The sequence below is a fragment of the Bacillus mycoides genome (genome assembly GCF_018742245.1).
Taxonomy (GTDB): Bacteria; Bacillota; Bacilli; order Bacillales; family Bacillaceae_G; genus Bacillus_A; species Bacillus_A cereus_U.
Genome location: NZ_CP036132.1, coordinates 2,841,568 through 2,853,262 on the forward strand (window position 1 = coordinate 2,841,568; position 11,695 = coordinate 2,853,262).

Sequence of the window (11,695 nt, forward strand, 5' to 3'; positions counted from 1 at the left end):
CTCCTATCTATTAAACTGTTGGACTAATATTAGAAGATACTTGTTCTCTCAGTTTCAACTTTTGAATTTTCCCACTTGCTGTTACAGGGAATTCATCAGTAAAGATCACTTTCTCTGGTAGTTTATAAATTGCCATTTTCTCTTTAAGGTAGAGTTTCATTTCTTCTTCTGAACTTACTTCTCCATTTTTTAACCGTATGACCGCACATGCAACTTCCCCGAGCACTTTATCTGGAAGACCTACAACTGCTGCTTCGATTACTTTTGGATGTTTCATAATGACTGCTTCAATTTCCTGTGGATAAACGTTTAACCCACCTCTTATGATCATCTCTTTCTTTCGCCCTACAAACCTTAAATATCCTTGGTGATCAAGAGTACCTAAATCTCCTGAATAATACCAATCTTCATTATCCAAAACCTGTTTTGTCTGTTCAGGCATATTATAATAACCTTTCATTACTCCAAATCCCTTAACTGCGATTTCTCCCACTTCCCCGGGCGGGAGCGCTACTCTATTTTCATCGACAATTTTCAATGTTACTCCTGGGATAGCCTTTCCAAGAGTTTCTGTTATATTCTGCTTTGTATCACCATACGAGGTCATCGTAATAGAAACCGTTTCAGTTATTCCGAATGATTGGCAAAGGTTAATACCCATCCGTTCTCGTATCTCCGTCACTGTTTTTGCCGGAATAGGTGCGGCGCCAACTAATCCGGCACGCAATGAAGATAAATCATATTTATCAAAATCCTCTAATTCTAGTTCTTTTATAAACATTGTTGGTACGCCTTTTTGGATGGTTACCTTTTCTTGTTCAATTAATTGTAAAGTTTCTCGCGGACGGAATTTTTCTTGTAGTATCATTCGTCCCCCCATCGCTACTGCACAAAGCATATTAATTGCCATACCGAAAATATGAAACAGTGGTGCTGAAATAATAAATACATCATCTTGTGTACAATGCAGCTCTATTCCTATCGTTTGTGCAGATTGTACAACGGCACGGTGTGTAACCATTACACCTTTTGGGGTTCCTGTCGTTCCTGACGTATATAATATACAAAACAAATCATCGTTCACATTTATATTTACTTGTTCAATATCCTTTGTTTCTGTACGCATTAACTCCTCATAGGAACTGAGATTCTCTTGCGGAAACCTTACTGTAATAGCTTTTTGTACCATAGTAAGTACTTTTTCAAAACCAAAATTCTTTTCGAATTCTCCGGATGCTATTAATAGCTTTGGAGCTGAACTTTCCAATATATATTCAATTTCATATGATTTATATTTGGGGTTAAAAGGAACGATTATCGCTCCTAATTTTGCTGCCGCAAAATAGATTACTACTGTTTCAGACCAGTTTGGTAGAGATACGGCGATACGGTCGCCTTTACTTACTCCTAGTCTCTTAAATGCAGTAGCCAAACAATCTACTTCATTTTTCAATTGTTTGTATGTAATTCGTCTCGTTAAATCATATATCGCTTCTTTTTCACCATAAGATGAAGTAACAGATTCTAACAGCTCATACACCGCTAATAAGTTCCTATTCTTTTTCATTCTCTCACTCACTTTCTATCGTCTTACCTACTAGCTCGCATTTTTTATCCCATACTTATAGCAGGACAAACGATGTAGGAAAACCAGGAAGGACTCTCCCTGGTTTTTCTAGTACAACGCTTCCCAAATCGCTGCAATTCCTTGCCCTCCGCCAATACAAACAGCGGATACCCCATACTTTTTATTTCTTCTTCTTAATTCATAAATTAAGGATAGAGAAATTCTTGTTCCACTCGCAGCAAGTGGATGCCCTATCGCAATTGCCCCTCCATTTACATTCGCTTTATCAAGATCGAACCCTAATTCTTTTTGACAAGCTAAGTACTGCGCAGAAAATGCTTCATTGATTTCAATCAAATCTAAGTCTGCTAAAGTTAGATTCGCTTTTTCTAGTGCACTTTGAATAGCTGGCACCGGTCCGATTCCCATATACTTCGGTTCTACTCCAACAACAGCCCAAGAAATGAGCTTAGCAATCGGTTTTAATCCTCTATCATTTGCATAATCACTAGATGCTAATACAACCGCCGCTGCACCGTCCACCATTCCGCTTGCACTACCAGGAGTTACTACACCATTTTCTGCAAAACGGGGTTTTAACTTTGCTAATTTTTCTAGGCTCGTATGACGGATGTGCTCATCTTCTTCAATGATCTGTTCTCCTTTTCTTCCTTTCACTGTTACTGGAACAATCTCTTCTTTTAAATACCCTTTTTCCCTTGCTAAAAGAGCTCGCTCATGACTAGAGAGTGCATGCTGATCTACTTCTTCTCTCGTTAAATTATATTTTGCAGCCAAATTCTCGGCTGTTTCTCCCATCGTACATTTACCATACGTATCATAAAGACCATCCCATAACCAATCTTCTAAAGCCGGACCGCCGAGTGGACTTCCCCATCTCATTCCAGGTATTACATGCGGAACTTGGCTCATGTTCTCAGTTCCTCCGGCAAGTGCAACGTCTGCTTCTCCGCAAAGAATATAACGAGCTGCCGTTAAAATAGATTCAACACCAGTTCCGCAAAGACGATTAATCGTCAAAGCTGGGACATGAATAGGTGCTCCGGCTTTTAATCCAACATGCCTTGCCAATAAATGTGCATCTTTACTAGATTGCTGAACGTTACCAAATACAACTTGATTAATATCTTCAGCAGATATAGCAGCTTTTCGTATTGCTTCCTTAGCGGCAATTGCCCCTAATTCTGTTGCATTTAATCCTTTGAACGATCCCGAAATTTCAGCGAACGGAGTCCTAGCTCCCTCCAATAAAACAATCTCTTTCATATCCCATTCACCTCATTATTTCCCTAAATAAACTGGTTTTCTTTTTTCAACGAATGCTTGTAATCCTTCTTTACGATCCTCTGTTGCAAAAGCATTTCCAAAACAGGTGCTTTCAATTATTAAGCCTGTTTCAAGGTCAGCATTACTGCCTACATTTACCGCCGTTTTTAACATTTGAAGTGCTACTGGTGGTTTTTTTGCTAATTTATACGCCCATTCCTTTGCAGACTCAAACAACTCTTCCGCAGGTGCTACCTTGTTGACAATATGTAAATCGAACGCACGCTGCGCATCAAACATATCTCCGAAATAGAGTAATTCTTTCGCTATACCTTGGCCGACAATCTTTTGAAGACGCTGTGTACCTCCGCCCCCAGGAATAATTCCGAGTCCTACTTCTGGAAAGGCGAATTTTGCTTGATCCGAACAAATGCGTAAGTCACATGCGAGTGCAAGTTCAAAACCACCACCAAGAGCTAATCCATTTATCGCAGCAATAACTGGTTTTGACATATTTTCAATTTTGCTAAATACCGTTCGTGAAGTCTTATTCATTTTGTTGACACCGACAAGATCAAGTGCTGCCATTTCATTAATATCAGCGCCTGCAACAAATGCTTTCCTTCCGCTTCCTGTAAGAACGATTACTCGTACTTCTTCATTTTCCTCTAGTTCGCCAAATAGACTGGAAAGTTCATGAAACACTTGTGTATTCAACGGATTTACAGGTGGTCGATTAATCGTAACAATCGCAACTTTATTTTCAATATCACAAATTAAAAACTCATAATTCATAACTTAATCCCCCATTCTTTATTCATAATCATAAAAACCTGCACCTGTTTTTTTACCGTGTCTACCTGCTCTAACTAGCTGTTTTAAAAGAAGCGGCGGCGCGTATTGATCATTATTTAATTCTTCTTTGAAGTACTCCATCACATGATAGCCAATGTCTACACCTGCAAAATCTTGAAGTGTAAATGGTCCCATCGGATAATTAAGACCGAGTGTAACAGCTTTATCAATATCTTCTGCAGAGGCAACGCCATCTTCTAGCAATTTAATTGCCTCTATAAATTGCGGAATCATAATTCGATTCACAATAAATCCTGGGGAATCCTTTTTTACTTCAACTGGTTCTTTCGAAAGTTTTTTAGATAGCGCTTTTAATTCTTCGATTGTTTCATCACTCGTTCGATAACCACGAACAACTTCTACAAGTTTCATAAGTTGTGCGGGATTAAAGAAATGCATGCCCGCCACACGTTCTGGACGATTCGTTGCTGAAGCAATCTCTGTTATAGACATAGATGAAGTATTCGTTGCAAGTATAACCCCTTCAGGAACGATTCGATCTAGAGCTGCAAACACTTCCCTCTTCAAATCTAATTTTTCTAATACGGCTTCAATAACTACATCCGCATCCTTCATATCTTCTAAAGTTGTAGTGAGTCGAATTCGGCCAAGCGCCTTTTCTTTATCTTCTTCCGTCATCTTTCCTCTTGTAACACTCTTAGTCATAAAACCATTCATACGTTGTATTGCATTATCTAAATAACGCTCTTCAATATCATGTAAAATAACTGTAAACCCATTTAATGCGGCTAAATTTGCAATGCCAGACCCCATAGATCCTGCACCGACAATACCAATTGTTTGAATCGCCATTCTTCTACCTCCTGAATAAATTTTTTAATATTCTGTAAATAAATTATATCTATATCCAAAAAGTTTTTGTATATACATAGTGTAGGAAATATACATATTTCTTTCGTACATTTTGATGGTATTCATTTCGGCTCAAACTTTTTTATTTTCCATTTAATGAGAGGTACAGTTGTTTTTCATAAAAAAGTGCGCACCTCAAAATAAATAATTTTCCCTTGAGGTACGCACTCTATGATGTGAATTTTGAAACTATATGTTATCGTTCTTTTCCATTTGATGAAATAACTTCTTTATACCAATAGAAGCTCTGTTTCTTTATTCTTTTTAAATCTTTTAAATCATCTTCATCGCGATTTATATAAATAAAACCATATCTTTTTCTAAAACCTTGATGCGTAGAAATTAAATCGATTGCCGCCCAAGGGCAGTAACCAATTACATCCACTCCATCTGCAATTGCCAATTCCATCTGTTCAATATGTTTTTTCAAATAATCAATTCGGTAGTGATCTTTCACTGATCCATCTTCATCTACTTTGTCGTAAGCACCTATCCCATTCTCTGTAACGATAATTGGCAAGTTATAACGATCATTCACTTCTCTTAATGTAACTCGGAAACCAATTGGGTCGATTTCCCAACCGAAATCGGTTAATTCTAGATGTTCATTATCGTCACCCATGAAGAACCCTTCTTCACCTACTTCAATTTGTTGATCAGCAGCTTCATCAATTACAAAGTTCTCATCATATTCACTAACAGTAATAGAAGAATAATAGTTAAAAGCTATATAATCTGGTTTTGAACTAGATAGAATCTCCATATCTCCTTCTAGAATGACTGGTTCAATATTTTTGCTTTTCATGAAATTCCACGCTATATTGTTATATCTTCCATATACAGCCATATCAAGGTATAACCAATTACGAATTGCGTTACAATTTTGAGCCGCAATAATATCATTCGGCTTACATGTTTTCGGATACACATAACTAATATTTGGTGCTGGACCAATTTTCGCATCAGATATCATCTTGTGACATAAGTTTGTTACCTTTGCCTCCGCTAAAAGCATATGATGATTTTGCTGATATAGCTCTTTTTGAGATACTATCGATGTCCCAACAGCCTGTCCATGTAATATCATCATGTTCTGTTCATTAATTGTTAACCAATTCTTAACCCGATCTCCAAAACGTTCAAAAAGGATTTCGCAATATGTAACAAAAGCATCGATGGTAGCACGGTTACTCCATCCACCCTTTTTCTCTAATTCATACGGTAAATCAAAATGATACATCGTTACTAACGGTACGATATCATGCTTCAGCAATTCATCAATAAGATTGCTATAGAATGTAATACCTTTTTCATTCACTTCTCCCGTACCATTTGGAAGAATTCGAGTCCAAGCTATTGAAAAACGATATACTTTTAGCCCTAATTCAGAAAAAAGCTTCACATCTTCTTTAAAATGATGATAATGATCACTACAAACTGTAAAATCTGACGTACCTTCAGGAATAACTTTCACATCTTGAACAGAAAGGCCTTTTCCATCTTCATTATAGGCTCCTTCTACTTGGTAAGCACTTGTGGAAGCTCCCCATAAAAAGTCTTTTTTAAATGAACTATTGAGCATAATTTTTACCTTTCCTTTTCAAAAATAGTATTGTTATAGTTTGTTTATATTAAACTTGTTTCACTAAAAATGTTTCATAAACGCTTATAAGCTCTTCTGCTATAATTTTAAATCCTTCTGCACTCATTAATTGATCTTCTGCATGTGCTAGTAATAAGCTAACTTCTACTTTTTCACCAGCCGCTTCTCTACTAATCAGTCCAGCATGCGCTCTATGGCCTTCAATAAAAGTTTCACTACCCTCATTCATTAATTGTCTCGCTTGTTCAAAGTTACCCATTTTTGCTTCTTGAATTGCTTCAATATATGAAGATCGTGCGCTACCTACTGTTGATATAATTTTAAATACTACTAATTCATTTTGTTCCATAACGATTCTCCTAACATTTTTTTATTTTTATAAATCAAAAAACAATCAGTGGGGTTTCGTTCATCCCCACTGATTACTAGCCCACAACAATCGGGCTTTTGAGGGATACATTATTATTGCTCAGTTGCTGCTTGTTGTTCTGCCTCATAAGCTTTCTTATCTCCCATTTTAAAGAACGGATAATATAGTAGAATTTGAGAGATAATAATTAATACCGTCATGATTAATAGTAACCAACCACCAGAAATATAACCTGCAAATGGTGCTGGTGTTACCCATGGCAATTCAATAAGTGGGTTAAAGGTAGATAAAATTCCCGTTATTTTAAGGAATACGATACAAATTAACCCGCCAACTATTGAAGATGCTACTAATGGAATAAAATATATTGGATTCAGAACAAGCGGTAATCCAAATACAATCGGCTCATTAATATTAAAGATATTTGGAACGATACCGATTTTCCCAAGTGATTTATATTGCTGTGATTTCGCAAATAGTAGATTTATTGCTAAACCTAACGTATTTCCTGTCCCACCAATGGCAACTGCAAAATGCATTAAACTAAATCCTAAATAAGGAATTTCCGCAAAAGGTGTTCCTGAAGCGAAAGCTGTAATTGCTGCCGTAAATAACGGAGCTGTCGCACTATACCACACATTTATGATTGGTGCTGGATGTAAACCGAAGAACCAACATAAATTCATAAAAGTAAAGATAGCAATAACTGACCATACAGACGATCCAATTACTTTTACAGGTAACGAGATTACTTGACTTACAAAGTTAAAAATATTTTCATATGGAGTATAGCCAAATATTACTCTAATAAAGAAGATAAGCGTGAAAATGATGATTGAAATAAATACTGGATTAATCGCCTCAGCTACCATAGGTGGTACCGATTCTGGTAATTTCACTCCAATATTTCTTCTTTTTAATGCACAGTACAATTTACCGGTGAACACGCCGACAAACATGGCAACGAATATTCCATCACTACCTAAATACTGATTTAAAATAGCTGGAATTTGTTCTTCTCCAACCTTAATTGACATTGGCATTAAGCATAAGAAACTACCTAATGCTATAACAGCAGCTGTCATTCCGTTCATGCCTTCTTCTTTCACATAAGAATAAGCGATAATGACAACCATATATACTGCTAACAAGCTAAGTGTCGCACTAATCATGTCTTGCATGTGCGTATATAAACCAATTTGAATTAAAAATTCTTTCCACCCTTTAAATGGTAAGTTACCTAAAATAGCAAACAATGTAACACCGATCGTAACAGGAATCGTCATCATCATCCCTGATGTAATAGCATTAACTACTTTACTATTTCCGAGATAATTTGTTAGTGGTGTGATGATTCGTTCTAATCCGTTTCTTATCCCTTCTAACAGCTTCATAATTACCTCCAACATTTCTGACTTTTAATTAATTTACTTTTTTCCTTTTTCCACATAGCTCATATCATTTACAGATTGAACTTTATATTTCCCATCTTTATATACAACTTTTGAAACACTTGCATTTCCTAACCCTTCTTCAACCTCATTTAAAGATTCAGGAGATATTGAATATAATAGATCCATTAAAGATATACCATGTGATACAACAAGGACTTCACCGCCGCCATCTTCTGCTACTTCTTTTGCAATTTTATCAACTTCTTTTTTCATTCTCTTTGTGACTGTTTCAGTATCTTCAGCCTGTTTACTCTTATCGATCTTCGCTGCAGTTTTTTGCATAATATCGATGTCGAAATTATTCATAAATTCTTCATAGCTCATATTATTATCTTGCGCCAATTTTTCCCGAAAAGTATGATTTAACTCCCCTTCAAACTCACCGAAACACACTTCACGCAAATTTTTACTTTGATTGATATTCATATCTTTATTTCCACTTTGATCTAATACAATTTTCGCAGTTTCTATTGCACGTCCACTATCGCTACTATATGCCTTCTCAAACTTAACTTCTTTCAAACCTTTTCCAAGGTACTCCGCTACTTCAACACCATCTTTTGTAAGTGGCGCATCCGCCCAACCTTGTACTCTATCAGTCGTATTTAACATCGTTTTCCCATGCCTTACCAAATAAAGTTCCACAGGTTTTTCTTCTTTTTTCTCTTTCACTTTTTGGTCTTCATTTGCTGAACATCCAAATAATGAAACTGTTAAAGAAGCTAACAAGCAAAGTGATACAATTTTTTTACTCATTATGAATTCTCCTTATGGGCTTATAAAAATATGCATGCACCACCTACATGAGTAGAATGCTATTTTTATAATCAAGATATTTAAAAAATTATTTTGACTGATTAAACAACCAATTTATCATCTCTTTATCCTGCAAAGCTGGTACCCAAGAGAAGTGTCCCATTGGTTTAACGATTCCAGTTGGATATTCTGTATATTTAACCAAAGAACCACCTAGTTCTTTAATAGCTTGTACAGCATCTCTGCTATATCTCACATCAACTAGCGGATCATCTTCTGCATGGAAGACCCATATTGGCATATCTTTAATATCCTTGAATACTGAAGTATCTTGCATTGGTTCATATTCACCAACAAGCTTATTTCCCGGCAAATCTCCTATTCCACAAATCGGAACAGCAGCTGCGAAAAGATCCGGGTTCTTCTTAATAACATTCCAAGTCCCAATTCCACCATTGGACATACCAACAACATATATGCGATTTTTATCAATATCATATTTATCGATGGTTTCTTTTAGTAAATTAAACATAGTAGTATAGTTCGGTTCCTCGGTCCAATATGCTGTAAGGGTTTCAGTTACTTCAACCTGAGGAGCTAACACATATGCAGGGTTTTTCTTTTGCTGTTCTGGATTAGCCCACGCTACAGCGCCCTCATTCCCTACGACTTGCATATAGTTGTCATTGCCTCGTTCACCTGATCCATGTAAAAATAAGACTAATGGATATTTTTTGTTAGGCTCTTTTTTAGGCTCAAAAAGTCTATATTGCATTTTGCTTCCAGATGCATCTTGATATACTCCTTTTTTAAAATCATCTACAACAGGAGTAACTACATTTGAAATTTTATTTTTCTGTTCAGATGCTTTAAAAGTTGCACCTTCTTTTGTTTTAATTTCTTTCGTAAGAGTTAACTTATAATCTAAATTATCTCTCGTGCTTAAAAATTTTTCTTCATCAAATGTTGAGGTAGATGCATGTTTATCGTTTTCATCTAATTCGATTACAACGTATTGTCCATCTTTTGAAGCCTCTGATACCTCAGCTTTATTATTTGTATACACTTTATTTATTTTTCTATTTTGAGGTTTCCCATTCACTTCCACCTCAACTTTAAAACTATCTTTTGTTAATTTTGAGCTATCTATTGTATCTCCAAAGTCACAAACGACGGTAGCTCCTACTTCCCCATACGGAAGAACATTCGTTATAAGTGTTATATCTGAGTCTTTTAAAGCCTTACCTTTGCTTTCTGATGAACATCCTGAAAGTACCAAACCACCTGCCAAGCTCCCTATTACCATACATAAAATTGGAAATTTCTTTATCTTTTTCAGACGATGACCTCCCTCAAAATATGTACTTTTCATAACTGACATAAATCGTATAAAGCTCGTTAATCGTTCCCAATGCAGAAACTTTTAATCACCTAAAATGGTTTTCACTCGTTCAATTACTTTTTTCCCATCTAACATGCCGTAAGCTGCCATATCAATTACTTCAATATGCTTTTCTGGCAATTGTTTTTTCACATTATTTAATGCATATCGAACTTGTGGTCCTAATAAAATCACATCAGCTGCTGGGCCAACATTTTGTGCTTCCGCTAATGCATAAGCATTAATCTCACAGTTATAACCTGTCGATTCTGCAAACCCTTTCATTTTGTTCATTAACATACTTGTAGACATACCTGCATTACATAAAAGTACGATATTTCTCATATTAAAAACCTCCAATATTTATTTTAAGTGCTTTGCATACTCTTATTTCTGCAAGCGCTTTCTTGATAAGTTCAATATAAACTATGGTCTAAGACTAGGGTCAATAGCTTAATTAAATTAATTCATTTATTCTGTATAAACTTAACTGAACACCGTGTAAAAATCCTTTTGTTTCAAAAAAAAGTGCATGCAATTGTAGACTGTGTCTAACAATTACATGCACTTTTTCATTTCGTTCTCTACTTCACATTTACGAGGTCACCTTGCATTATTTGATTTAATAATAGGAATCATAATAATATAATGTTCAACTGTTTTGTCTTGACTCTTTGTTTCACAAACGTATCGACATAAAATATCCCCGTTAAGGGTGTATCCCCGTTCCTGCATAATATGTAGCGGTTCATCTAGTATCAACGATGATAACGGTTCATTCACGTCTTTTTCATATAAATAATTTAAGCACTCGCCCATATCTATTTGAATAACTGAATCATCCATAGGTAATTGACATTCTTTCACCTTTAATTCAGAAATAGCCATTACCCAATAACTGTTATCTATATTTTTCATTTTATATTCTTCAAGCGGAATACATAATGCTGGAGAAACTGTTGGCAAGAAATTTAACCATGTTTTTAATAGAGGATTTACACATAACGTTCCTTCACTTAAATGAACATGTTTGAGAAAATAATAAGTCTCAGCTTGTTTTATAACCCATCGCTTATCTTCTTGTTTATATTCTTGTAATAAGTTCATAAATTCATTTATTTGCTTTGTTTCTAACTCTAACTGTTTTATAGCTTCATTTTTTTCAGCTATTTTATCATTACATTTTTTCATTATGTCATCATATTCTAAACCGTTAAAAACCGATCCAATTTCCTTAACATGAAATCCCATTTGTCTAAAACTTCTAATTGCTAAAAATACTCCAAAATCCTCATATGTATAAAATCTAAAACCGTTATCTTTGTCTTTTTGTGGTTTTAGGAATCCTTTCTTTTCATAAAACCGTAAAGCATCTATTGAAACTCCAAATTCCTTTCCTACTTCTCCTATTTTATATTTCTTCATGTATATCACCTTCAAATCTATAATTCCTTTAAATACCTATATAGTGTAACAAGTTTTAAAAAACAATTATATAAAAATAAAAAGAGATTTCATATCAAAGCGAAATCTCACTTTATCAAAATAG

At 35.3% G+C, this 11,695-nt stretch carries 11 protein-coding genes; all 11 read right to left on the reverse strand.

Going from position 1 to position 11,695, the window contains the following annotated elements:
* Nucleotides 1-10: 10 nt before the first annotated feature.
* Nucleotides 11-1,567: a class I adenylate-forming enzyme family protein gene (locus tag EXW56_RS14465; RefSeq protein WP_215557073.1), complete on the reverse strand. Its 1,557-nt coding sequence runs from the start codon at nt 1,565-1,567 to the stop codon at nt 11-13.
* A 108-nt stretch (nt 1,568-1,675) separates the two neighbouring features.
* Entirely contained in the window at nt 1,676-2,854 is a 1,179-nt protein-coding gene (locus EXW56_RS14470) for an acetyl-CoA C-acetyltransferase (protein WP_215557074.1), read from the reverse strand.
* A gap of 15 nt (nt 2,855-2,869) precedes the next feature.
* On the reverse strand, nt 2,870-3,649 hold the full coding sequence (locus tag EXW56_RS14475) for an enoyl-CoA hydratase/isomerase family protein (protein WP_215557075.1): 780 nt from the start codon (nt 3,647-3,649) through the stop codon (nt 2,870-2,872).
* Between the two features lie 18 nt (nt 3,650-3,667).
* Entirely contained in the window at nt 3,668-4,522 is an 855-nt protein-coding gene (locus EXW56_RS14480; protein WP_215557076.1) for a 3-hydroxyacyl-CoA dehydrogenase family protein, read from the reverse strand.
* A gap of 256 nt (nt 4,523-4,778) precedes the next feature.
* Nucleotides 4,779-6,164 (reverse strand): glycoside hydrolase family 1 protein, encoded by a 1,386-nt coding sequence (locus EXW56_RS14485; RefSeq protein ID WP_215557077.1) that lies wholly within the window; start codon nt 6,162-6,164, stop codon nt 4,779-4,781.
* A 49-nt stretch (nt 6,165-6,213) separates the two neighbouring features.
* Nucleotides 6,214-6,534: a PTS sugar transporter subunit IIA gene (locus tag EXW56_RS14490; RefSeq protein ID WP_061674867.1), complete on the reverse strand. Its 321-nt coding sequence runs from the start codon at nt 6,532-6,534 to the stop codon at nt 6,214-6,216.
* A gap of 113 nt (nt 6,535-6,647) precedes the next feature.
* Entirely contained in the window at nt 6,648-7,949 is a 1,302-nt protein-coding gene (locus EXW56_RS14495; RefSeq protein WP_088078824.1) for a PTS sugar transporter subunit IIC, read from the reverse strand.
* Between the two features lie 33 nt (nt 7,950-7,982).
* Nucleotides 7,983-8,765 (reverse strand): histidine phosphatase family protein, encoded by a 783-nt coding sequence (locus EXW56_RS14500; RefSeq protein WP_215557078.1) that lies wholly within the window; start codon nt 8,763-8,765, stop codon nt 7,983-7,985.
* Nucleotides 8,766-8,853: 88 nt separating this feature from the next.
* Entirely contained in the window at nt 8,854-10,146 is a 1,293-nt protein-coding gene (locus EXW56_RS14505; RefSeq protein WP_215557079.1) for a prolyl oligopeptidase family serine peptidase, read from the reverse strand.
* A gap of 42 nt (nt 10,147-10,188) precedes the next feature.
* Complete coding sequence (locus EXW56_RS14510; protein ID WP_215557080.1) at nt 10,189-10,491, reverse strand: PTS sugar transporter subunit IIB; 303 nt, start codon at nt 10,489-10,491, stop codon at nt 10,189-10,191.
* A 258-nt stretch (nt 10,492-10,749) separates the two neighbouring features.
* Complete coding sequence (locus tag EXW56_RS14515) at nt 10,750-11,571, reverse strand: MerR family transcriptional regulator (protein WP_215557081.1); 822 nt, start codon at nt 11,569-11,571, stop codon at nt 10,750-10,752.
* Nucleotides 11,572-11,695 lie beyond the last annotated feature (124 nt).

Excerpts from the sequence above, each read along its gene's own strand:
- EXW56_RS14515 (WP_215557081.1), bottom strand. The coding sequence starts at position 11,571 with ATGAAGAAATATAAAATAGGAGAAGTAGGAAAGGAATTTGGAGTTTCA.
- EXW56_RS14500 (WP_215557078.1), bottom strand. The coding sequence starts at position 8,765 with ATGAGTAAAAAAATTGTATCACTTTGCTTGTTAGCTTCTTTAACAGTT.
- EXW56_RS14475 (WP_215557075.1), bottom strand. The coding sequence starts at position 3,649 with ATGAATTATGAGTTTTTAATTTGTGATATTGAAAATAAAGTTGCGATT.
- EXW56_RS14480 (WP_215557076.1), bottom strand. The coding sequence starts at position 4,522 with ATGGCGATTCAAACAATTGGTATTGTCGGTGCAGGATCTATGGGGTCT.
- EXW56_RS14510 (WP_215557080.1), bottom strand. The coding sequence starts at position 10,491 with ATGAGAAATATCGTACTTTTATGTAATGCAGGTATGTCTACAAGTATG.
- EXW56_RS14490 (WP_061674867.1), bottom strand. The coding sequence starts at position 6,534 with ATGGAACAAAATGAATTAGTAGTATTTAAAATTATATCAACAGTAGGT.
- EXW56_RS14470 (WP_215557074.1), bottom strand. The coding sequence starts at position 2,854 with ATGAAAGAGATTGTTTTATTGGAGGGAGCTAGGACTCCGTTCGCTGAA.
- EXW56_RS14465 (WP_215557073.1), bottom strand. The coding sequence starts at position 1,567 with ATGAAAAAGAATAGGAACTTATTAGCGGTGTATGAGCTGTTAGAATCT.
- EXW56_RS14495 (WP_088078824.1), bottom strand. The coding sequence starts at position 7,949 with ATGAAGCTGTTAGAAGGGATAAGAAACGGATTAGAACGAATCATCACA.
- EXW56_RS14505 (WP_215557079.1), bottom strand. The coding sequence starts at position 10,146 with ATGTCAGTTATGAAAAGTACATATTTTGAGGGAGGTCATCGTCTGAAA.
- EXW56_RS14485 (WP_215557077.1), bottom strand. The coding sequence starts at position 6,164 with ATGCTCAATAGTTCATTTAAAAAAGACTTTTTATGGGGAGCTTCCACA.